The organism is Labilibaculum euxinicum (assembly GCF_963678175.1).
In the GTDB taxonomy this organism is placed as follows: Bacteria; Bacteroidota; Bacteroidia; order Bacteroidales; family Marinifilaceae; genus Labilibaculum; species Labilibaculum euxinus.
This window is the reverse complement of record NZ_OY782756.1, coordinates 2,077,069-2,101,414: the sequence shown is the minus strand read 5'-3', so window position 1 is coordinate 2,101,414 and position 24,346 is coordinate 2,077,069. Positions and strand designations below refer to the sequence as shown.

The window sequence follows — 24,346 nt, the reverse complement described above, 5'->3', positions numbered from 1 at the left end:
TCAGTTTTACAAACAGCCTGATTGAATGCAAAAAAATACAAGTTCCGCTGGCTTCACTAATAGATATACTGCTCTATATGAGCATCAAAGCCATTCCGTTTTCCTTAAAAAACAATATCATGAAGATCAAATAATTAAGAACAAAGGCTTTTCTATTTCGAATGTGCAAGTATCTTTGCATCTCAAATTAAAGTAATGACAAGATCTATTTCCGGAAATATCCCAAAACTGTATTTGATTAAAATTGCCAAATGGTTCATGCTCACCATGCCCATTATTGTTCTCTTTTATCAGGAGAATGGTTTGAGTATGCAGGATGTGCTAACTCTCAAGGGAATTTATTCAGTAGCGGTTGTGGCTCTGGAAATTCCATCGGGATATATTGCTGATGTTTGGGGCAGAAAAAAGTCTCTGATTTTAGGTTCTATCCTTGGTTGTTTGGGCTTTGTAGTCTACTCTTTTAGCTCAGGATTTAATGGATTTTTAATTGCAGAATTAATATTGGGTGTTGGCAGCAGCTTTATATCCGGTTCCGATTCTGCCATGCTTTACGATAGTCTGCTTAAAATGAATAAGGAAAAAGAATATCTAAAACAGGAAAGCAGAGTGATGTCGGTTGGGAATTTTGCGGAAGCTCTTGCTGGTATTGCCGGTGGCAGTTTGGCTTTAATCAGCCTGAGAACGCCCTTCATTTTTCAATCATTCATCGCATTCATTGCTATTCCTGCCTCCATCCTATTAGTCGATCCAAATCAGAATTCAATAAAATTAAAAGTTGGATTCAATCATATTCTTGGCATTGTAAAATTCTCGCTTTGGGACAATAACAAATTACGCTGGAATATTGTTTTTTCATCTGTTATTGGATGTGCAACACTCACACTTGCCTGGTTTATTCAACCCTATCTTCGGGATTTAAACATGGAAGTAAGCACCATTGGAGTAATCTGGACTCTTTTGAACCTAACCGTAGGAATTACAGCCCTTTCAGCACATAAAGTTGAGGAATATCTTGGGAAAACAGGAACTTCTATTTTTATCGTTATTGGAATCTCGGGAGGCTTTATACTAACTGGCTGGTTCAATTCATTGATTGGGGTTGGTATCCTTTTCTTTTTCTATTTTGTGCGTGGAATTGCAACTCCTGTTTTAAAAAATTACATCAATCAAATTACTGAATCGGAAATGAGAGCAACGGTGCTCTCTGTCAGGAATTTTATCATTCGAATTTGTTTTGCCATTATTGGTCCTTTTTTGGGATGGTACACCGACCATTTCAACCTTTCATCAGCCTTACTACTTGCTGGAACAATCTTCTTTATTCTGGGCGGAATAAGTATGATTTTCATGACTAAAGCGGAGAAATAGAATTCTTTCAACTAATTATCCTACCTCTATCTCCAACTCGTCGTAAGCCAAAAAAACATTATCGGGCAATTCCGCTTCCACCTCGTCGTGAAATCCCATCTGATGACTTATATGAGTAAAATAGGCCTTTTCGGGCTTCAATTCTTTCACAATATCCAATGCCTCCGAAAGAGTATAGTGCGAAATGTGAGTTTCTTTTCGAAGAGCATTCAGAACCAAAACTTTTAAACCTTTTAATTTCTTTTTTTCTTCCGGAGAAATATAGTTCGCATCAGTAATGTAAGCCAAATCCCCAATTCGAAAACCATAAACAGGCAATTTCAAATGTTTCACCCGAATCGGTTGTATGCTTGTGCCATTAATATGAAAAGTTTCGCCAGTCACATCAATCAGGTTCATTTGAGGAATTCCCGGGTATTTAAATTCAGCAAAAACGTAAGAAAATTCTTTTTTTAAAGATTCCTGCACCCGCTTTTCAGCGTAAATGGAAACGGCTTTTTTATTCACCCAATTAAATGCACGAATATCGTCTAAACCAGCGGTATGATCTTTGTGTTCATGTGTGAAGATGATTGCAGAAATATTCTCAACTTTTGCACGCAGCATCTGATATCTAAAATCGGGTCCGCTGTCAATCACCAAATTCTGACCATCAACATTTATCAACACAGAAGAACGTAATCGTTTATCCTTGTAATTTTTCGACAAACAAACCGGACATTTGCATGCAATAATGGGAACCCCTTGAGAAGTTCCTGTTCCTAAAAAAGTTAATTTCACCATATTGTATTTCTAATTCGAATTCCCTTACCTGATTGATCAAGATTACTTACTTGAATCCCTTAACTCTTTTCGAATAGACAGATAGAGTAAATATGCCAGTACAAAAACGGCCATTACTGCTGAAGGAATTGCTGCTTCTTCTCCAAATAATGTTAAAGCTGTAACAACTGCAAAACCTGAACTTTTAATCGTAACTAAAAGATTCTGAGTCATCGCAACCGGAGCTTTAACTCCAAGTTTACGACTAAACAGTTCAAAAATCCATCCCAAACCAAAAATCCCAAGAAAAAGGACCAGAGACACCAGTAAGAGTATATCAAAATTAGAAAAAAATACTTGTCTATTTAAGCCAACAGCAGTAAAAATAATCAGAGCAAATCCCCAATCAACAATTTTACCTCTCACCTTTTCTACTGTTGGTTTAATGGGTTGCCAAAGCAGCAATCTTGAAATCAGCAGGGGAACTAAAACAAGTTGAACCATAGTAATGAATAAATCGAGCGGGTTAATCCCACCACCAATATCTGAAAACAAACCAACAATTAGCGGTGCAAAAAACAAGGACGAAATAAAAGCTCCCAAAGTTCCGACTATAGCATACTTTAAATCACCATCCAATATATGTGAGAAAGGAATAACAGCAACACCAGGCGGTGTAGAAGCAATCACCACAAACCCCAGAAAAAGTTCAGGTGTTGGCATCAACCAATACGACAATGCAATGATTACAGCCCCAAATACCACATAATTCAAAAACGATCCCATCAGCATTGGGAGTATCATCTGCTTTAAAGGAAACATGGCTTTTGTAGAAATTCCAGTGGTTGAAAAGGTCATTACGATTGCTAAAATGTAGAAAGTATACTCTTTTAACAGACTGGCCCAATCGCCAATCAACAATCCTAAAACAACAGCAAGAACCAGAATGAAGTTTCGATTTAATATTATTTTACCTGCAATTTGTGTCATATTGTTATAAATATTATCAATTACCTGCAAAGATGTAATAAATCAAGATAACTTCAAAACTATTCAGAATGAATACAGATAACAAACCAACATTTGACAAGCGACCCTTTAAAGAGTAACAGACTTATTTCGTACATTTGCCGAAAATATATCATTTATGAAAGGCAAACTTTTTTTAATCCCAACTACTTTGGGAGATACAGAAATCGATCAGGTAATACCAAATAACATTCAACAACTGATTCCGGATATTAAACACTTTATTGTAGAAAACATACGGACAACACGTCGTTATCTTAAAAAAGCGAATCAGGATATCAATATCGACGACCTCACCTTTTATGAATTAAACAAACACACCTCTCCAAAAGACATCTCAACTTATTTGGACGCTATTGCCGATCACGACATGGGGATTATTTCGGAAGCCGGATGTCCTGGTGTTGCTGATCCTGGAGCCGATGTAGTGAAAATTGCCCATACTAAAAACATACAGGTAGTTCCATTGGTTGGACCTTCCTCCATATTACTTTCTTTAATGGCATCTGGTTTTAACGGACAAAACTTTGCCTTTAATGGATATTTACCTATTCCGAGCAACGAGAGAAGTAAGAAAATTAAACATTTGGATCACCGTTCGCTAAGTGAAGGTCAAACACAAATGTTCATTGAAACTCCTTTCCGAAACATGAAAATGCTTGAAGATTTACTTCAGAATTGCAGTCCGGCCACTAAACTTTGTATTGCCGCCGATATCACACTCGAATCGGAATACATCAAAACCATGTCGGTACAGGCATGGAAAAACAATCTGCCGGATTTACACAAAAGACCTGCGATCTTTTTGATCCACAGAGAAAAATAAAAAAAACAGCGCAGATAATGAATCTGCGCTGTAAATTTTAAGACTTCTTACAACTAAAAATCAAATCGGTTTCTTTACAAGCTCTTATAGAATTCAGGCAAAACCTGTTTGAATTGATCAATTGCTTCCTTTAATGACTTCTCGGTTCTGCCGCCGGCAGCATTTATATGCCCGCCCCCATTAAAATAATCTCTGGCAACCCTGTTTATAGGAACATCACCTTTCGATCGGAAAGATATCTTAACGACATCATCTTTTTCAATAAAAATTACAGAAACAAGCATCCCCTGAATGGATAAAGGATAATTCACAAATCCTTCTGTATCGCCATCCCTATAGTTAAAACGAACTAAATCTTCCTTTGTTAATATAATAATGGCTGTATTGAATTCGGACAAAACTTCTAATCCCTGATCCAAACAATGTCCTAATAACTTCATCCTGTCCGGAGAAAAATTATCGTAGATATTTGAATGAATTTTACTTTTATCAATTCCTTTTGCGAGTAAACTCCCCACCACCTGATAAGTTCTTGGCTGAGAGGAATTGTAACTTAAACCTCCTGTATCGGTAATAATTCCGGTATAAATACATTCTGAAATGGATTCATCAATCAAGTCTTCATCGCCTAAAGCCTCAATAAATTCGTACATCATTTCGCAGGTAGAACACATTTGAGTATCCGAAAACATCAAATCAACAATTTGTTCAGGCTCAGGATGATGATCAATCATGATTTTTTTTACAGTTGCCTTCTCCAGCACTCCTTCCAAATCGCCTGAGCGCTTAAATGAATTATGGTCTACAATAAAAATAAGGTCAGATGAATTAATATATTCCTCAGCCTTTTTCTTCCCATTGGTATAAATCCAAACATCAGAATTTCCAGGCAACCATTTTAAGAAAACGGGATAAGCACTTGGGCTGATTATTTGTGCCTGCTTTCCTTTCTTTATCAGATACTGATGCAAGGCCAACGAAGATCCAATAGCATCACCATCGGGACCCGAATGCGGTATAATTGAAATTTTTGCGCACTCATTAAGCAATATTTCCGCTTCCTTAATCAGCTCAGCATCAATTCTATTTTGCAAATTATTCATTCTATTTCTCTTGTAATAATTATTATAAGCTGGTAAAGATACAATAGATCATTAGATTTTAGATATGGAAGCAGGATAGATTTACGAATCATTTTCCGAGCGTGAGGAATACTTTGAAGAATTAATTCTCAATTACCTGTTTTGTTAAATGAACAGTTGCACAAGTGCTCAGAATCATTATTTTTGTATTCGAAACATTTAACTATACACATATATGAGAAGCGATAGAACCTTTACCATGATAAAACCGGATGCTGTTGCAAACGGACATATCGGAGCTATTCTGGCCAAAATTAATGAAGCAGGATTCCGAATTGCTGCCATGAAATACACCAAAATAACTAAAGATCAAGCTAAGAAATTTTATGAGGTTCATAAGGAGAGACCATTTTATGAGGATCTTACCGATTTTATGAGCTCGGGAACTATTGTAGCTGCAATTCTTGAAAAAGATAACGCTGTTGCTGATTTCAGAAAATTAATCGGTGCAACCAATCCTGCTGAAGCTGAAGAAGGAACAATTCGTAAAGAATTTGCAGAATCGATGTCACGTAATGCCGTTCACGGATCGGACAGTGATGAAAATGCTTGTATTGAAGGAGCTTTTCATTTCTCAGGAACTGAGATATTTTAATCTGTAAATTTTAAAAATACAGGGCGCATTAAGTATCATCTTAGTGCGTCTTTTCTTTTACCGAACAATAATCTCATCGATAATGTTAGCCTGCACTTCTCTGTTTAAAGCTCGCATTAGGCCTTCACGAATCATTAGTAATTCATTCCTTATAACCGATGAGCGCACTTTTACAAATAGCTTTCGATTACGAATGTAAATATCAGTAGTAGCATTGGCAACCGTTTTACCAATCACTTTCTCCCACGAATTAACCAACTCATACTCTTTCAAGCGCCCGTCCAGATTGCTTTCCTTTAGTACCTGCCGAATTAATTCATCTATTTTTTGTGTTTGGCTTCTTCTCATTTTATTTAGCTTACAATGGCTCCTTTATCAATAACAAACAGTTGGTACTCCTGCTCCATTCCCAAAAGTATTTCGTTCAAATGATCACGATTGGTGTCGGATATAAAAATCTGACCAAAACGATCTTCAGAAACCAATTTTACAATTTGCTCTACTCGTTGCGAATCCAGTTTATCGAAAATATCATCGAGCAAAAGAATCGGATTAAATCCGGCAATTTGCTTGATAAAATCAAATTGCGCGAGTTTTAAAGCAATCAAATAAGTCTTTTGCTGCCCCTGAGAGCCCATCTTTTTAATAGGATATCCACCCAGAGTTAATTCCAAATCGTCCTTATGAATTCCCACTGTGGTATACTGAGTTACCTGATCTTTCCAACGGGCATTTATCAGCAGATCACGTAATGAGTTATCATGTAAAAGTGATTTATAATCCAAATTTACTGTTTCATTCCCTAAAGAAATCATCTGATAGTACTCCTGAAAAACAGGCATTAACTTATTCAAAAAATCCTTTCTCTTTTCATAAATAGAAGTTCCCAGCGAAATCATCTGTTCGTCCCAAATACTTAGAGTATCTTCATCGAATCTGCTTCCAGATGCAAAATCCTTCAGCAATTTATTTCTTTGCTGCAAAACACGATTGTAACGAATTAAATCTTCCAGGTATTTACGATCATATTGTGAAATTACACTGTCCATATACCTGCGTCGCTCCTCACTCCCATCCGTAATCAAACTGGCATCTGCCGGAGAAACCATTACAATAGGCAATAAACCAATGTGTTCGGAAAGTTTCTTATATTCCTTTTTATTCCTTTTAAAATTCTTCTTCTGTCCGCGTTTTACACCACAATACACAAGCTCATTTAATTCTTTGCGTCTGTAAGTTCCTTCCAGCACCATAAACTGTTCATTATGATTGATGTTTTGCTGATCACTCACAGAAAAGTATGACTTACAGAAACTTAAATAATACACCGCATCCAGCAAATTGGTTTTTCCCATTCCATTATTCCCAATAAAACAATTGATTTTTGGTGAAAAATTCAATTCCAAATCAAGTATATTTTTATAATTTAAGAGGGATAATTTTTCCAGATGCATGTATGAATAGATTAGATGACTGTTGCAAAATTACTAAATTAAATCAATTTGGATTTACTTATTTAATTCTATAATATTCTAAATTCCTATCTTCATTTTTTACAGAAAAAATGTCTGATATTTCGTAAAAAAAATTACATTTGCGTTAGAAAAAATAAAACTAATAATATTTGAGCATGTCAAAAAATAAAAACAATCAGGTATCTGAGGATAATTTTGAAAATTTAGAAGAAGCGTTAAGCAAAACCGAACAATATATTGAGAAAAATCAGAAAAAACTGTCCACTATTGCTTTTGTAATAATTCTTTTGGCTGTAGGAGTTTTTGCTTATCAAAAATACTACAAAGCTCCTCTTAATGAGCGTGCTCAGAATCAGTTATTTCAGGCTCAAAGATATTTCGAGAAGGATTCATTTAATCTTGCATTGAACGGAGATGAAAATTATCCTGGATTTTTGGATATAATTGATGAGTTTAGCTCAACTCCGGCAGGAAATATTTCAGAATATTATGCTGGTATTTCTTATTTAAGAATTGGTGAATTCCAAAATGCAGTTGATTATTTAGAAAAATTCAGTTCTGATGATTTCTTGCTTAGCGCTCTTGCCAAAGCTGCTATTGGTGATGCTTATATGGAATTAGGAGATACTAAAAAAGCAGCTTCAAGTTATATGGATGCCAGTTCTTTTAATACGAATGATTTCACAACACCTATCTATTTGCAAAAAGCAGGACTTGCTTACGAAATGTTAGGTGAGTACAATAAAGCACTAACTGCTTACGAAACTATTGAACAAGACTTTTCTAAATCAGCAGAAGCCCGTGATGTTGAAAAATACATTACAAGAGCTAAGTCGATGATAAAGTAAAACAAACTCAAAATATAAAAACGGAGGCTAAACAATAGCCTCCGTTTTTTTTTGCTCTTTTTATAAAATACAAACTGATAAAAATTACTATTTACAACAATAGAAAGCGCAGGAAAAGACTTACAGGTATAAATCAACGATCAGCTCTGTTCACAATTCTTTACTCTTTAAACGGCCTAAAAATAGATACTGTGAAATCCCCCCATCTGATCTCCGTCAAAAAATCGACAGAAGCGAAATCAGTTCCATTCAATTTTCAGATCGCAATAAAAGCAGCCCTGTTTCATAAAAAAACAGCGTCTCAAATTTCCAGACGAATTATATTGAAAAAATATTTCATAGGAAATCAAACACTTACATAAATATTTCGTTTTTTTTGAAAAAAAAACACAGGCACCCCTTGTATTTTGTAGTAAAGCTCCTATATTTGCATCCGCAATCAAGAAACAAAGTTCTTTACATACATTGCATTTGGGGAGATACCAAAGTGGCCAACTGGGGCGGACTGTAACTCCGCTGACTTCGTCTTCGTAGGTTCGAATCCTGCTCTCCCCACTTTAAATTTTTTAACCAAGAAACAAACGTGTTTCTTGCATGCGGGAATAGCTCAGTTGATAGAGCATCAGCCTTCCAAGCTGAGGGTCGCGAGTTTGAGTCTCGTTTCCCGCTCATTTTTTTTGAAATTATTATTTGGGGAGATACCAAAGTGGCCAACTGGGGCGGACTGTAACTCCGCTGACTTCGTCTTCGTAGGTTCGAATCCTGCTCTCCCCACTTTGATTTCGATTGAGAAAGCTCAATCCTTATGAAATCATCAATGCGGGAATAGCTCAGTTGATAGAGCATCAGCCTTCCAAGCTGAGGGTCGCGAGTTTGAGTCTCGTTTCCCGCTCAATTATTATTGGAGAGATGGCAGAGTGGTCGAATGCGGTAGTCTTGAAAACTATTGTGCGGCAACGTACCGGGGGTTCGAATCCCTCTCTCTCCGCCATGCAGAAATGCAATAGAAGGAAAAGCCTTGTAAACTTAACGTTTACAAGGCTTTCTTCATTTAGTACCAAAGCAATTAAACACCTTAAACAGCAATAAAAAGGAGTAGAATTCGGTGTAGATTTTAAAGTTTGATTTTGCTACACCTCGAACAGGTACTAATGCACTGCTATTCACTGTTTTGCTCCGCTCAAAAATCACTCGTTTGCTAGTTTTGACAAATCGTTTTAAAACATTCAAAAACCAGTAAAAATGAGACAAACTACTTCTATTTTATTTTTTGCAAGAAAAACTACTCAACTGAAAAATGGAGAATCTCCATTATTTGCTACAACGACATCCTTACCTCTCCTTAAATAAGTTGCATCACAAGAATTAATATACTTAATAACCTGAGTTCGATTTATAATGTCTTGATTTTAAGAATAGTAGAAGTAAAATAAGCGAGAAATTATTTGAATAAAAGCATGTATTTTTTCAATTTAAAAGTCTGACAAACAATTAATTATAAATAAAATCCATACAATTAACAGAAGCTAAAATTATAGAAATTTTCTACCTGGCAGATGAATTTTGCCAGAAATTTGACAAAAACGTTTCAAAACATCGTTTGGAAAACAAACCTAAAAGGAAGCCTAAATGAGCCAAAGTGAGGTAATAACCATTAATGAATAAGCTAAACAATCTTTATCTCTCCTAAACTTTTCAGTGACCCCTATGATAGTCTTTCCTTTAAACATAGCAATTACATTTAAAAGCAAAAATAATATTTAGTAGTTATTTGAACACTTCAATAATTTTTTGTCGGTTGTGAAAGTCCAACAAACTGCTAATGTATTATTCCTTTTCCTTGTAGCTGCGTTGATACTCCGAAGGCGTTACTCCAAACTCACTTTTAAAGTTAATAGCAAATCTTTTGGGTGAATTAAAACCTACTTCATATGCAATTTCTGATATTTGAAGCTGACTCTTCTCTAGTAATTGACGACCTCTTTTTAGACGTATAGTACGAATAAATTCAGCCGGGCCTTTACCGGTTATTGACATTAATTTTTTATATAAGTGACTTCTGCTTAATCCAATATCGGAACCAAGAGCCTCCACAGAAAATTCTGTATCATTAATATGCTCTTCAACTACTTTAATAGCTTTCTCTATTAGTTGTTCATCAAGTGAGGTAATCGTAATTTCACTCGGTGATACATCAACTTTTTGACTAAATGAAACATGACTCTTCACTGTCCATTCAAGCCACTTACTTATCCGTAATTTAAGTATATCAAAATTGAATGGTTTAGTTATATAATCATCAGCGCCAAGTTCAAATCCTTCAATCTTGCATTCTTCTGTAGTTCTGGCAGTTAATAAAATCACTGGAATATGCGACCATTGAATATTTGTTTTAATTCGATTACACAATTCAGTACCATTCATAACAGGCATCATTACATCACTAACCACAATTTTAATATCATTGTTCTCTAATTTCTCCAAGGCCTCAGCACCGTTATAAGCAATCAATACAATGTATTCAACTTGTAAACTTTCAGCCATAAATTCACAAAGGTCTTTGTTATCATCTACAAATAATAATACGGGTTTGATTGGGGATTGTTGAATTTCCATCTTATCTATAGCTTCATCGCTAATGTCTTCAAGTATGTTTAATTCATTATCATAATCTATTTTCTGAATTGGAAGTTTAATTGTAAAAACACTACCCTGTGGTTGGTTATCAGAAATAGTAATAATACCATCATGTAAACGAACATATTCACTTACAATATGCAAACCTATTCCACTTCCTGTTTTCTCTTGTTTCTGTGATGCCTGATAAAAGCGTTCAAAAATGTGCTTCTTATCTTCATTGTTAATACCCTGTCCTGAATCTGAAACACTAACACAAACGTCACTATCTTCCGTGCAAACATGTACATTAATATTTCCTCCATTTGATGTATATTTAAATGCATTAGAAAGCAGGTTTAATACCATTTTATGAACTTTAACCTGATCGAACTGCATTGTTAGATTTTCGATTTCATTAGAGAAAGAAAATTGTATATTTCGATCAACCGCATGCGAATTAAATGAAAGACAAACATCTTTAACAAAATTAACAAAGTCTCCCAATTGCAAATTTAACACTTCTCCTCCCACATCTAACTTTCGAAAATCCAATAAGGAGTTTATTAGTGAGAATAATTGTTCCGCATTTTTATAAATTACTTGCAGTTTTTTACGTAAACCAGCGTCTAATTCTTCCTTTAATATGGTTTGTAATGGAGTAGTGATAAGGGTAAGAGGCGTTCGTAAATCATGGCTAACATTTGTAAAAAACCTTAATTTCATATCATTTAATATCTTTTCTTGTTCTTGCTTCATCAGCATCTGTTTATATTCGAACTTAAGATTGTTCCTTTTACGGGTTCGATAAAAAATATATGAAATAAGAGTTAAAAGAATAATGATAGACAATGTTTTCCCAATCCATGACAAATAGAAAGGAGGTGTTACATTAATATTCAAAGTGGTGACTTGATTACTCCAAACTCCATTACTATTACAGGCTTTTATAAATAGTTTATACCCACCTGGATTTAACGAAGAAAAAACAATTCTATTCTCCTGTGTTTCAATCCATTGATCACTAAATCCTTCTAATTTATACTCATATTTTACTTTATCAGCATTTATCAGATCTCCGGTAGTAAAATGAAATGAAAGAAGCATATCCTTATAGCTAAAGGTTACAGTATCTGTTAGCTCAATAGACTTGTTTAAAATTTTACGACCACTATATAATGAATCTACCATTATATTATTATTACCTACACTTAACCCTGTTAAAAAAACTTTGGTATTGGGTAAATAAGTTTCTGCCAGTTTATTGGGATTAATAATGGTGTAACCTTGTGTTTCTCCCAATAAAATATCACCATTAGATAACTTACAAATTGCATGATTATTAAAATAGTTCGTACTAATTCCATCCTTTGTAGAATAGTTCTTGTTCGAAATTTTTAATTCACCGTACAAATCCCGCTCTGTAGAAAGAACTGATAGACCATTACTTGTAGTTACCCATATTTTATTTTGATCATCCTCGACAATACCTCTAATGATATTATCGCACAACCCGCTTTCTTTATTAAGGTAATGCAAAGAATCGTTTTTCATATCCCATATGGTCAATCCTTGAGAATTGCCTAACCAAATATTACCTAACCGATCGATATAAACATTATTAATAACGATTTCTTTTAGTTGCTGCGTTCCTCTTTTATTTTGTTGGTGCAACTCTTGATCTCCATCAGTAATGTCTATAATATAAAGTCCATTTACGGTACCAACATAAAACTTATCACCTCCATCATAGAACATATCTAATGGATATTTAATCTCTTCCGAAACCAAGAATAGGGAATCAAAACTATCATTATCTAATTTCAAACATTGGATTCCACCGTTAAGAGAAGCAATCCATATAGACCCATACCTATCTTCTTTTAAACACCAAATATCATCAGAAACCAACTTACTATTAGCCTTGGTATAATGCTTAATTTTAGCACCTTCGATACAATACAAGCCATTCAAATAGGTTCCGACCCAAATTCGACCACTCTTATCTTCCAATAATGAGATGATCGAACTATTCTCAATTGGTAATTTTTCAATAGTATTTTCAGATACATTTCGGGACACATACAAACCCTTTCCATCGGTACCTAACCAAACATTTCCCTTTCCATCTTCCAAAACCACACTAACATCCTCACATTCGGCATATTCAACATTGTAAAACTTACGAAAACTATCATGATAAAAGGAGATACCTTTTTTATTATGTCCTAACCAAATAATGCCGCTTTTATCTTTATATAAACATGCAACATTATTGGATGCAATAGAAGAGCTTGTTTTATCATCAGAAAGCAAATTGGTCAACTGATTATTGACTTGATCATATATAAATACACCTTTATGATCAGTACCTATCCAGATACGTCCATTGTCATCATTCATTAATTTTAATACACCATTACTTCTTGTCTCCACTGATGAAGGCAATTTCAAAATATTCCAATCAGATTGTCCACTTTTTCGATATAGCAATTGACCATTTTTTCGAGAAAAAAGCCAAATACCCCGGTGATCATCAACAAATATCTTATTAAAATAATCACTATCTCCAGATCCAAAAACGTTATTAACTTTCACTACCTCCTGATTGCCTGTACGTTTATTTATCTGCCAAATAACTCCTTTATTAAAATTACCATACAAACTCTCCCCGTCATCGCTAAAATCTGAAGTAATTACTTCATCCACCCGAACTTTCATTGCAAAAGCTTTTAGTTTCTTTGTATGAGTATCATAAAAGAAAACTTTTTGATCACTTAACACCCATAAGTCTTCATTTTTATCAACATGCACCAAATAGTTCCGATCGACCTCAATGCCAAAATCTTTAAGAAAATCACTTATATCGGTAATGAAACAATCTTTGTTCCTGTTATAAACCATATAACCAAACTTCGTTTTGATCCAGATATTACCAAGTCCATCTTCTTGCAAGTCCAAAATTTCATTGTCTGATAATGACTTACTTATGTCTTTATTTTTTAAATATACTTTAAACCCATAACCATCATAACGATTTAACCCATATCCGGTTCCGATCCATAAAAATCCGTAACTATCTCTTAAGATTGTTCTGACATTACTGTTGGAAAGCCCGTCATTTGTATTCAAATGATGAAAAATATATGAAGGTTGACCAACTACGTTTAATGAAACTGTACATACCAATATTATACTCAACAGTTTTGCTATTCTCCTCATCCTCATAATTTATCTTTTAAACTCTCAACAATCTAAATTTATATAAAATATTTCACAGCCAGGATATTTGATTGATATATTATGGCAGCATCATTAATTGGAAAAAGTATCCCCATGTTTCATTCCTAATAACAAACAATAATCGCCAGTGTAACATTTACTTTACCTGCATCCAAAAAACAAGATCTGACAATCCTGTAAGTGATTTTACGATGGAGTTAACCCGACTTATTTGCTTCGCTGACCTTTAAATCAGGAAAGTAGTTTTGGTTTCCGACAGCGATTATACTACGTTAATTTTCAATTCTCAACTAAATTTAATCTAGTGTCATGTCAAGCATGCCCTTTGAGAGCCAACCCTAATTATTTTTGCCCAGGCTTGCCTGAAATTCCTTACATAACACTAGTATCAACAACGCAACCCAATCATACATAGTGCTTTTAAGAAAACACCACTTGAAAAAGATTGTGTTTTCTTAAAAGCACTACATAGGGAACTACTAACATTCCTTCTCTTTTGTTGGATATAGCAAAAAAGAGATCAATCAAAAATATACGAAGTTAAAAAAGTAGGTAAATAGTATTCACTTACCAATTTCTCTAGCTATGATTCCCGCCATAACTTCAGCTGCCTGCTCATTTGGATGAATACTATCAGGGAAATTAGCACCCTGATCCTGCATTTGATGATACAAATCTATTATTGGCAGATTATTGGCTTTTGCTATTTTTTTAACAATAGGAATCACACCATTAACAACAGTAGAATCGTTGATCCCCCACTTTGTTTTAAACACAGGAACCGGCAAGCATAAATAAATTTGTGGCTTTGCTGGTATGGTTTTAAAAGTATCTATTAAAGCCTGGTAATCTTTTTCATACCGATCTGCTTGCCAGTTATATGGTTTAGTATCATTGGTTCCCAACTTGATAACGATTATATCAGGGTCAAAAGCAAACACATTAGAAAACTCTTTACAAATCCAATAAGGAAAATCCCCTTTTTGCTGGAGTGTTGTAGCACTTCTGCCCGAATTCAATACCCTGTAATTGGTTCCAAGAATACTGTCAAGCACCACCGGATATCCTGTTTTGCTTTGAACTGCCAAACCAAAACCTTCTGTAATGCTATCACCCACACAAACCACCCGGGTAACTTTACCAGTACATGCATTCATTATTGCCATGACAGCAAGAACATAAACCCACCTATATTTTCTCATCTCACAAAAAAAATGTTTCATCATCTTATTACTTTTAGTGTTTTTAATATTAATCATTTGTCCCAAAGATCATACCCAATCATTCAGATGCCTCCGGTAGTCCCTCAACGTCAATAACTACCACCGAATTAATTTCGTTTGGAGCATCTTCAGGTAAGGAAATCTTAATCTCTCCGTTGTTAACTGTATAATTAAGTTCATTTTCCGAATCAGCCATCAAATATATTTTTTTAATATCATTTTTCAATGTGGGAATCGTTAACTCACCAGTCTTAGGCCAACTAAAAACATGAATATACAGTTTACCTTCCTTCTTGATATAAAAGCCCCAGTCCGGTTCGGTTTTGAAAGGGCTACGTGTGGTGCCATAAATACTTTCTCCGTAAATTTTCATCCAGTCGCCTATTTTTTGTAAGGTATCTGTTGTTTGAACAGGCACTGTTCCATCCCCCTTAGGGCCAATATTAAGCAGATAGTTCCCATCGCGGGAAACTACTTTTACCAATTCCTGAATTAAGATCTTAACTGATTTATAATCATGATCGTTCTCATTATACCCCCAGCTCTTGTTCATTGTTTGACAGGTCTCCCACTGGCGGTTGCTTGGCGTTTCCGGCACTTCCTGTTCCGGGCATTCAAAATCTCCCAATCCAAAACTTCGCGCTACACGCTCATTTATGATCATATCCGGAGCCAGTTTTACTAGGTAATTATACAAATCTATACCATCTTCTTTTGTCCACCACTTTTCCGGTGTAGGCTTATCTGCTCTACGGGTCCAGTCGCCATCAAACCATAGTACAGCAGGATGGTATCTTTTGATTAGCTCTTTGAGCTGGGCTTTCATATCACGGATATAGGCAGTACGTGCTGAATCAGATTTCATAGAAGAAAAGGTACTGCCATCTATATGATTGATTTTCTGTGAAGAGTGCCCCCAATCAAGGATTGAATAATAGAGACAAAACTTAATATCATTTGCTTCGCAGGCCTTTTTCAGTTCCATTAGCACATCTCTTTTTCCGAAAGTTGTAAAGCGGCGCAAACTGTACATCTTTTTGCCTGTAACATCTTTAAAACTCTTCACTTTAGTATCCCACATGCTGAACCCTTCATGATGTTTAGCTGTGATAACGATGTATCTCATTCCTGCATCTTTGGCCAAACGGACAATTTCATTAGCATCAAATTCTTCCGGGTTAAAATGAGAAGAAACCTTTTCCTGGTAATCAGCTTTCTTCCAGTTTTCAATACTGAAAGCCCATTCTCCATGCCCCAGGTAAGAGTAACTTCCAAAGTGAATAAACATCCCAAAGCGAGCTTCGTACCACCAACCTAATTTCTCAGGAATTTGATATTGGGCTTTAAGGGTTTTGGTTGAACAACAAATTACCAATGCAACCCAAACGAATATGATTATATATTTTTTCATCTGCTTAAAAATTAGTAGAACATTGATAACCAACGCAATTCACAATCCCCGAATCAAGTTCGGAGTACCTGTTCAGCAGCCTTACGGAAGGCTATACTCCTTCCGCTAAAGCGGAACAGGTTCCCGTTTTGACGGAACAGGTTATGTGTCCAATAATTTGCGCTGGCCCTGACAGTTTCATATGTTTATTTTTTCTTCAATTTGCCACATAGCCTGCCCCGCAGCGTTGCGGGGGAACTCGCCAACTTAGTCATCTTTGTGTGAGAAAAGTCTTCACATGGCTCGTTTCAAAAACTCTATTTTTCAATATCTGTACATTTTTAATCTGGCAGGATATGCACACGGCTAAAATGGTAGGAAAAATCAGTTTCTTAATCATTATAGTTGAATACTTTGTTTGTATGTAAGCTCTGTTATTTTTGCAATCTTTATAACTTGCTTACTTTTGAGTAATTCCTTTCCAGTTGTCTGTTCTGAAAGGAACAGCTGGCAAGCCTCCTGAATTTATGAGGTTACATACAGGATTATCAGCCCAGGCATATCGTACTGCCACAGGCTCAGCAACCTTATCTGAATAAACCACAACCTTGTTTCCTTCAATAACAGCTTTTGCCCAATAAAATTTTTTGTCGTTACCGGCAATCACAAATCCAATTACTTCTTTTCCATCCTTTGTTGAAAGTCCTGAAGCTGTATTTGTAAAACTGATACGGATACGCTTCCCTTTTCTTTTAGAACTTTTATACATTGGACCTGATGCAACGCAATCCTCTTTATATACCTGGTTATTGGCTATTAATGCCAACCGGCGTCCTACTTCCTGCTTATTCAATGGATGAATCGTATTCGCATCTCCAATATCAATGATGCAAGCCATTCCGGAACTGGGTTCTGAAAGCGCTAATGTTTGAGCTTCTCTTAACTCAGCCCATTCGCTTTCGGAAGGAAGAGATTGCTCTTTTTTGTAGTTTGCCAACTGTGCATATAGGAACGGAAGATTGCCCATCTCCCAGCGTTTCCGCCAGTCTTTTATCATCATGGGAAACATCTTTCTGTAATTATAAGCAACCGAATCATTGGCTTCACCCTGATACCAAATGAATCCCTTAATTCCGTATGGTATAAGCGGGTTAATCATAGCATTAAACAGCATATCAGGATAGTATTGATAGTTGTGAATGGTTGGAATTGTTGGTTCAAGATCGAGTTTATAGAACCACTTTCCGGCTAAAGAAATTTTTAAATCTCCATTTGTAATGTAAATATCTTCTGCCGGAGGATTCAATCCTCCGCCACTCCATAGCATTGCGATTCTTATTGAGATAGTATTTTCTCTACTCTTCACAAAGTTGCCCGGAATGGTATAATAATGCGTTAGATTAGCATTCCAAACTGTCTTACAAATTTCTTCGCCATTGAAATACAGCGAATAATTCATTTCAGGGTGTCCTAAATTCAGGGTTAAATCTTTTCCGATAAAAGATTCGGGCAACACAACCTTTTTACGAAACCATGCCATTCCTTCATAAGCACCAACACCAAAATCTTTTATCAACTTAGGCATTTCAACTTCGTTCCAGCCGGAATCATCATAAACTTGTGCAGAAACTATTTTATCCGTATTGTTCTTTGGATGATATACAATGTCCCAAAAACGGATCATATTCAGGCTGTCTTGCAGAAAGTGTTGAGGAGTAAGTGTATCATTGCCAAGTACACTGGGTTTGGTAATTGGTGATGAAAGCAACATTTCACGGCTTGTCCACGATTCAACAGGTGTTCCGCCCCATGTACTTTGTACAATACCTATGGGAACATTCTGGTCGTGGTGTATTTTACGCGCAAAATAGTAAGCAACAGCAGAAAACTCTTTCACACTGGTGGTATCACATGCCTTCCATGTGCCCGATAAAATATCCTTTTGAGGAGTTAGCTTTGTATCGTGCCCAACAAAAATATAGCGCATCTGAGGAAAATTAGCTTTTGCTATTTCATTTTTGGCATCCTGCGCTTGCTGCACCTGCCATTCCATGTTGGATTGACCTGATGCAATCCAGACGTCCCCAATAAGAACATCTTTAAATTCAATTGATTCTTCTAACTTTCCTGATTCGTATATTTTAAGCACATAAGGACCACCTGCTTTAAATACAGGGAAACGAACCTTCCAGTTTCCATCCTGATCTGCTTTTGTTGTTATACTTTCAGTTCCAAGTTCTGCAACTATTTCCGCTCCCGAAGATGCGTTTCCCCAAACCGGGATTTGAATTCCTCTTTGTAAAACCATATGGTTGCCAAATACCTTAGGCAAGGATACCTGAGCATAACATATGGATTGAATAAAGAGTACTGCAAAAATGCTAAGTGATATTCTTATATTCATCTTTAAATAATTATTTTATAATGCATTAAATATTACTTCTGTCAAATATTTGATCTAACTGCTCTCTAAATACCATTTGATCATTTCAGCCTTAACGTTGTTGTCAAACGAATGTCAGCAGAAGATGCACCTGCCATTACTTCCACATTACCAGGCTGAATAGAAAATAATGCCATTTGGCCCACACACAACAAGGCCTGCTCGGTAATACTTAGGACTTTAATAAACATAACGAGCTTCACAATCCTGTTGAGCAGCTACCTCTTTAAGCAATTGTTCATCCCACATCTGAGCTAAACCTATTGCTTGATGGAATTGAGTTGTTAGGATTTTGGGGCCATAATTAAAACCCGGACCACCTTGCGATAATCCATGTAGCCCTTCACTATTGCCACTATTCCGGATTCCCAATCTTGGTACAGAAAATCCGGCACTTAAACAATTAATCATTTCATCTACAGTTAGTAATGAAATGATATTATCTATCCGTTTTTCATCATCCAGCTTAGTATTTTGAAACGGATATGATTTCTGGGCACAAACACTCACCACAATCATTATGCAAATAATTAATGATAATGTTCTTCTCATAATTAAGATTCAATTTTAAACGTGCTGATTTTAATATCAAGCATGGTTAAATTTATTGCCAATTAACGATAAAAAGAAGTTGCTTCTCTACAACTTCTTTTTATTTGCTTCATAATTTATACTCAAAATATATCTCATCAATAAATGAAACATCTAAGTTTTAGCAATTCTCTATTTCTTTACCAAGTTGAGCATGAAAACATCATTTTCACGAATATCTAGCTCCCTGGTAAATTCTCCGTTCGAATCGATGTCAACCAATTCAGTGAAAACAGGAGAACCATCATTTTGCCTTTTTAGTTCTTCCACCTGCTGTTTGTTAAGTTGATTGGGTCTTCCCATATCTATATAACAGGTATAAGCATCATTCACTCGATAACCCACTTTATAAATCTCCAGTGTATACTGTCCTGACGGAACATTGGTCAGGTTTACTTTTACCTTACCTTTTGACTTTGCCGGTAAATCCTGTATATAATATTTCTGGTTATGTATAGAATCACCGGGATGTGTGTTTGTGAAATCCCAAAGAAGTAATTGAATGTCACCGCCATCATCTTTTGATGCCCAGGATCTAGTATCATTATTAACCAACTCTGCATCACCGAGCTTATTCATGTAATTATAGGCATAAAAAGAAGCTTTCTTAATACCCTGAATGATCATCAATCCCAATCCACCTTTGATAATCTTTGGGAGGAGTAATATTTCCTTTCCACCCAAAAACAGTTTACTGACCGTTGGCCAATGCTTGAGGCATAAATCCCAATTCTACAAAAAGCTTCATCCCTATTGATAATAAATAATCATACAATGCATCAATATACATATAACTGTACTGGGGATTTCCTTTGCTGTCTTCGAAGTAAACAACCATATCATCGCTCAAAAGACCATGCATACGAATATACTTAAAGTCGCACATTTTTTTTGTGTATGCTAACTGTTGTTGCCAATCTGCACGTAACCCTTCATTTGCACGCCCGGCTCCAATGCATTCTTTGAACATTGTATTCAAAGCTCCTTTTTCAAAGTTGAAATCAACACTGATAACTCTTTCTTTCAAATTAGTTTCCTTATTCTTTTTTGCAAATACCGGCAAAACCAATAAAAATGCAAGCGAAAAAATATACAAACGACTAAATCTCATTCTTCTATTTGTTTATTCAAGTGTTAGATATTTTGTTTTGAGAAGAGTCTAAAATTCTTATACCTTAAACTTTCTTTACCCTAAAATCAAATCTTATATTATTAACAGGTATCGTATGAGTATACTTAATGGCTCATACGATACCTGAAAAAATTATTAAACTTTTAATCTAGTAATACAATTACAGTTTGATTGTTTGCTTATGCCCATCATAACTTACTTTTTCACCTTTGGCATCGAATTTAAATCCTTTGGTTTTGTCTTTACTAACCGGAACAATCACAAATGTACGTTGCTTCAACATACCATCAAATTCACCTATTCTCTCTCCTATTGTTAATGTTCCATCAGCATCATTATAAATGAATGGAATATTTGAATAAGCATCTTTCTCATAATTATAATTTACACCTTCATCCTCATAAAGGGAAAACTGACCATTCTGACCCCGATAAACATACACTGTAATTGATTCGGCTGATTTCTCTCCTGTATATTGAATTTCAGGTCCAACCGGAATAATAGATCCCTCGCGGATATACAATGGAATTTGCTCATATGGTGCATCTACTTTTATCTTCTGACCACCTTGAATATATTTACCGGTATAGAAATCGTACCAATTTGTTCCTTCGGGAAAATAGACTTCACGATTACGCGCCTCATATGTGTATACCGGGCACACCATAAAGGAAGGACCAAACATAAACTGATCACCAATATTTTCAACATTTTTATCAGATGAAAAATCCATCACCAAAGGGCGCATAATGGTATAATCGTTAAAATAAGTCATACCTGCCAATGTATATATATATGGCATTAACCTATATCGCAAATTAGTGTAATATGTAATCGATTTGTATGCAGGATGTCCTTGGGGTGCAATGTTCCACACCTCTCGAAACGGGAACTGACCATGCGATCTGTATAGAGGCGCAAATACACCAAATTGATACCAACGGGCGTTCAGTTCGCGCCATTCTTTGTAATCTGCATTTTCTTTACCACTCTTGTTGTATTCCATTTGACCTGCAACATAACGGTCTTCGACACAAAAACCACCAATATCCATAGTCCAATATGGAACACCACTTATGGAGAAATTCAACCCGGCAGAGATCTGAGCTTTCATATCCTCCCAGCGTGTTCCTATATCTCCACTCCATGTTGCCGTTGAATAACGCTGTAACCCGGCAAAACCTGAACGTGTTAACAAAAACACACGCTTATTTGGAGCAACACTGCGCTGTCCATCATAAATTGCTTCAGCGTTCATCAGGGCATAGGTATTGAAATATTCGGTAGAAGACCCTAAAGCAGTCGGTCCACATAAAGCCTTACGATATTCCATATCGGTACAATCAAGCACATTGGGCTCACTGGCATCCATCCACCAGGCATCAATACCTAACGGATATAGATTGTCATACATTTGCTTCCAGAACAACTTACGGGCCCCTGCAGAATAGGCATCGTAGAACGACCCCACATAACCGGGTCCAACCCAGTCCCGAACACTGTCTTTTACAGCCTGCTGATACATCCACCCCTTTTTGTCAAATTCCTTAAAATGCTCAGTAGTTACATAGAATTTCGGCCAAACAGATATCATTATCTTGCCATTCATAGCATGTATGGAATCAACCATTGCTTTCGGATCCGGGAAACGTTTCTCATCAAATTCGTGACTTCCCCATTCTTTTTCGCGCCAGTAATTCCAATCCAGAATAATATTATCAATTGGTATTTTTCGAGTCCTAAATTCTTTAAGAACACCTAATATTTCATCCTGAGTTTTATAACGTTCACGACTTTGCCAATAGCCCATGGCCCATTTGGGCATAATTTGAGACTTTCCTGTAAGCGTTCTATACCCTTTTATAATTTCGTCCATCGAATCACCATATACAAAATAGTAATCGAGCTTTTTATTCATCTCACTCCACCAAACCTGACTATTTTGTTCTTCTTCTGGTTGAGGCGTTTGTACACGTAATCCACAATAAGATCTTCCTCCATCAGGTTTCCATTCCACTCTTAAAGGCACCTTCTTACCAGCTTCTAACTTAACTGTAAACTTATAACTATTGGGGTTCCAAGCTGTACGCCAACGCTCAGGAACAACTAACTGATTATCAACATAAACTTTTACATACCCAGCATAGTATAAAATAAAACGATAAGTACCCTCTTGAGAAGTTTCAATTTCTCCTTCGTAAGTCACGTTTGCACCTTTTAAAGGAAAATTTTCAGGTAGATTCTTTATTGTTTTTATATTCTCAAAAGCAAGAGAATCTTCATTACGCACTAGTTGCTTGAAGTCTTTACCTTCCGGTTGATAAACACCAGTGAGGCTACCAGGCTGTCCACTTTTATTATACAACTTAAAAACCCTGTTAAGTTGCTTATAATCGCGACTATCACCAAAACGACTTATCGAATAGCTATCCCATAAAATGCCGTAATTTTTATTAGAAACAACAAAAGGCACAGAAACCTTTGTATTATATTGAAAAAGCTCCTCACTTTTCCCTTTATAATTAAATTCATCCGACTGATGTTGTCCCAATCCGTAAAAGCTCTCATCAACAGGAGAATCAAACAGTTGTCGAACAGAATAACCATTTGTCTCTTCAACTTTGATAGGTGAAAATGTTCTACCTCCACCTGATTTCTCGGCCAGAATTAAGTGGTTATCTTTGTCCTTAAACTTAATGCCTCCATCTGATTTCGAAACCATAACATTAAGTTTTGCAGTACTCAACATTATTGAATCTCCTTGATCGTCGACTTGAAAAGGTACAGTTTGAAGACCGGGCACAATAATTAAACTTGAATCCTTTGGAAAGTCTTTATCAGGCGTTGCAGACACATGAATCAATTCATCACCAAGCACTTGCAAATACACTTTACTTGGATTTAACTTATTTTCCTGATTCAAATTTAAGATAATACCATCTTCTGACAACTGGTATTGAGGAACAGAACATGCGGTTAAAAACAGGCCGGCACATAATAAACCTAAATATCTTCTTTTATTCTTCATTTATTATTAAAGGTTTTAAATGTATTATTTAATGAATGCTAAGGTCAATAAAAAAAGATGAATAAAGGGTGCTTTATGTGTTATAAAAGGTATTGTAATGAACTAACTTTTCGAAACAGGAAACTTTTCTATTCGAACAAAAAAATTAGGATAAAGGTATCCACGCCTACAGTCTACGTCTATACATATAGGATTAAGTGATCTAATTTTGCTGCAAAAAAGATGAACAGGAAAGAAGAGATGCTTACTTTAGGGAGCAGTGGAGGAAATCTGGGCTAACGCGCAAGTCATCTGCAAACCAACATGGCTTAAAAAGCGAGTCGTTCAATTATTGGTGCAAGAAATAATACGGGGAAGTTGAAAAAGAGAAGGCTGATCAGCGGACATATATCAGATGAATCTCAAGCAACAACGCTGGGATTTATAGAACTTATACCAATTTTATTTCAAAATAGACTTTAATTAAAATGAATTAATTTTTAGCTGTATCGAGGCAAAAAAGTAAAGCACAGCCATGTTACGATGCATCTTTTTTAACGAAGATATAGCTGAAAAGAAACATTTTATAAGGCATGTTTTTGATGTTAATTTGGTATAACTCCCGGTTTGAAACACCATTGATGTATGTTTGATAA

The 24,346-nt window shown here is 35.7% G+C and carries 17 protein-coding genes, 5 tRNA genes and 1 pseudogene; 10 read left to right on the top strand and 13 right to left on the bottom strand.

What is annotated here, in order from left to right; translation table 11 throughout:
• The first annotated feature begins 195 nt into the window (after nt 1-195).
• The gene (locus ACY0M5_RS08585; protein ID WP_461631473.1) at nt 196-1,368 is read left to right on the top strand and encodes an MFS transporter; all 1,173 of its coding nucleotides are present in this window, start codon (nt 196-198) and stop codon (nt 1,366-1,368) included.
• Between the two features lie 15 nt (nt 1,369-1,383).
• On the opposite strand, the gene ACY0M5_RS08580 is transcribed toward ACY0M5_RS08585, so the two are convergent.
• Nucleotides 1,384-2,151: an MBL fold metallo-hydrolase gene (locus ACY0M5_RS08580; protein WP_461631472.1), complete on the bottom strand. Its 768-nt coding sequence runs from the start codon at nt 2,149-2,151 to the stop codon at nt 1,384-1,386.
• Nucleotides 2,152-2,193: 42 nt separating this feature from the next.
• Nucleotides 2,194-3,120, bottom strand: coding sequence for a bile acid:sodium symporter family protein (locus ACY0M5_RS08575; RefSeq protein WP_461631471.1), 927 nt, complete (start codon nt 3,118-3,120; stop codon nt 2,194-2,196).
• A 157-nt stretch (nt 3,121-3,277) separates the two neighbouring features.
• Between ACY0M5_RS08575 and ACY0M5_RS08570 the strand changes: the two genes are divergently transcribed.
• Nucleotides 3,278-3,985, top strand: a complete 708-nt coding sequence (locus ACY0M5_RS08570) for an SAM-dependent methyltransferase (protein WP_461631470.1) — start codon at nt 3,278-3,280, stop codon at nt 3,983-3,985.
• A 74-nt stretch (nt 3,986-4,059) separates the two neighbouring features.
• Here the strand turns inward: ACY0M5_RS08570 and ACY0M5_RS08565 are convergent, their stop codons facing one another.
• Entirely contained in the window at nt 4,060-5,088 is a 1,029-nt protein-coding gene (locus tag ACY0M5_RS08565) for a DHH family phosphoesterase (protein WP_461631469.1), read from the bottom strand.
• Nucleotides 5,089-5,302: 214 nt separating this feature from the next.
• On the opposite strand from ACY0M5_RS08565, the gene ACY0M5_RS08560 reads away from it, so the two are divergent.
• Nucleotides 5,303-5,722: a nucleoside-diphosphate kinase gene (locus tag ACY0M5_RS08560; RefSeq protein WP_461631468.1), complete on the top strand. Its 420-nt coding sequence runs from the start codon at nt 5,303-5,305 to the stop codon at nt 5,720-5,722.
• Nucleotides 5,723-5,779: 57 nt separating this feature from the next.
• Here the strand turns inward: ACY0M5_RS08560 and ACY0M5_RS08555 are convergent, their stop codons facing one another.
• Together ACY0M5_RS08555 and recF are read right to left on the bottom strand one after the other, a co-directional pair.
• On the bottom strand, nt 5,780-6,070 hold the full coding sequence (locus tag ACY0M5_RS08555) for a DciA family protein (RefSeq protein WP_101259901.1): 291 nt from the start codon (nt 6,068-6,070) through the stop codon (nt 5,780-5,782).
• Between the two features lie 5 nt (nt 6,071-6,075).
• Entirely contained in the window at nt 6,076-7,176 is a 1,101-nt protein-coding gene (recF, locus tag ACY0M5_RS08550) for a DNA replication/repair protein RecF (protein WP_461631467.1), read from the bottom strand.
• A 176-nt stretch (nt 7,177-7,352) separates the two neighbouring features.
• Here recF and ACY0M5_RS08545 point away from each other — a divergent pair, with 176 nt between their 5' ends.
• From ACY0M5_RS08545 to ACY0M5_RS08520, 6 genes are all read left to right on the top strand, one after another.
• A complete protein-coding gene (locus tag ACY0M5_RS08545) occupies nt 7,353-8,045 on the top strand; it encodes a tetratricopeptide repeat protein (protein WP_124991766.1) in 693 nt (230 codons plus the stop codon).
• Nucleotides 8,046-8,518: 473 nt separating this feature from the next.
• Nucleotides 8,519-8,600 (top strand) — tRNA-Tyr (locus ACY0M5_RS08540).
• A 41-nt stretch (nt 8,601-8,641) separates the two neighbouring features.
• A tRNA-Gly gene (locus ACY0M5_RS08535) sits at nt 8,642-8,714 on the top strand.
• A gap of 23 nt (nt 8,715-8,737) precedes the next feature.
• Nucleotides 8,738-8,819: transfer RNA gene (locus ACY0M5_RS08530), tRNA-Tyr, on the top strand.
• Between the two features lie 45 nt (nt 8,820-8,864).
• Nucleotides 8,865-8,937 (top strand) — tRNA-Gly (locus ACY0M5_RS08525).
• Nucleotides 8,938-8,948: 11 nt separating this feature from the next.
• Nucleotides 8,949-9,036 (top strand) — tRNA-Ser (locus ACY0M5_RS08520).
• 836 nt (nt 9,037-9,872) lie between these two features.
• Here ACY0M5_RS08520 and ACY0M5_RS08515 read toward each other — a convergent pair.
• The 8 genes from ACY0M5_RS08515 to ACY0M5_RS08480 form a co-directional block, all read right to left on the bottom strand.
• Nucleotides 9,873-13,889 carry a hybrid sensor histidine kinase/response regulator gene (locus ACY0M5_RS08515; protein WP_461631466.1) on the bottom strand — a complete coding sequence of 1,339 codons (4,017 nt, stop codon included), beginning with the start codon at nt 13,887-13,889 and terminating at the stop codon, nt 9,873-9,875.
• 578 nt (nt 13,890-14,467) lie between these two features.
• Nucleotides 14,468-15,130: a DUF459 domain-containing protein gene (locus ACY0M5_RS08510; RefSeq protein WP_461631465.1), complete on the bottom strand. Its 663-nt coding sequence runs from the start codon at nt 15,128-15,130 to the stop codon at nt 14,468-14,470.
• Nucleotides 15,131-15,185: 55 nt separating this feature from the next.
• Nucleotides 15,186-16,538 (bottom strand): alpha-L-fucosidase, encoded by a 1,353-nt coding sequence (locus ACY0M5_RS08505; protein WP_461631464.1) that lies wholly within the window; start codon nt 16,536-16,538, stop codon nt 15,186-15,188.
• Nucleotides 16,539-16,977: 439 nt separating this feature from the next.
• Nucleotides 16,978-18,921 (bottom strand): sialate O-acetylesterase, encoded by a 1,944-nt coding sequence (locus tag ACY0M5_RS08500; RefSeq protein ID WP_461631463.1) that lies wholly within the window; start codon nt 18,919-18,921, stop codon nt 16,978-16,980.
• A gap of 219 nt (nt 18,922-19,140) precedes the next feature.
• Nucleotides 19,141-19,512 carry a hypothetical protein gene (locus ACY0M5_RS08495; protein ID WP_461631462.1) on the bottom strand — a complete coding sequence of 124 codons (372 nt, stop codon included), beginning with the start codon at nt 19,510-19,512 and terminating at the stop codon, nt 19,141-19,143.
• Nucleotides 19,513-19,683: 171 nt separating this feature from the next.
• Nucleotides 19,684-20,235 carry a hypothetical protein gene (locus ACY0M5_RS08490; protein ID WP_461631461.1) on the bottom strand — a complete coding sequence of 184 codons (552 nt, stop codon included), beginning with the start codon at nt 20,233-20,235 and terminating at the stop codon, nt 19,684-19,686.
• Nucleotides 20,236-20,242: 7 nt separating this feature from the next.
• Nucleotides 20,243-20,662 (bottom strand): GH39 family glycosyl hydrolase, encoded by a 420-nt coding sequence (locus tag ACY0M5_RS08485; RefSeq protein WP_461631460.1) that lies wholly within the window; start codon nt 20,660-20,662, stop codon nt 20,243-20,245.
• A 181-nt stretch (nt 20,663-20,843) separates the two neighbouring features.
• On the bottom strand, nt 20,844-23,711 hold the full coding sequence (locus tag ACY0M5_RS08480) for a TIM-barrel domain-containing protein (protein ID WP_461631459.1): 2,868 nt from the start codon (nt 23,709-23,711) through the stop codon (nt 20,844-20,846).
• A gap of 266 nt (nt 23,712-23,977) precedes the next feature.
• Here ACY0M5_RS08480 and ACY0M5_RS08475 point away from each other — a divergent pair.
• Nucleotides 23,978-24,058: pseudogene (locus ACY0M5_RS08475) on the top strand (hypothetical protein); the annotation flags it as partial.
• Nucleotides 24,059-24,346 lie beyond the last annotated feature (288 nt).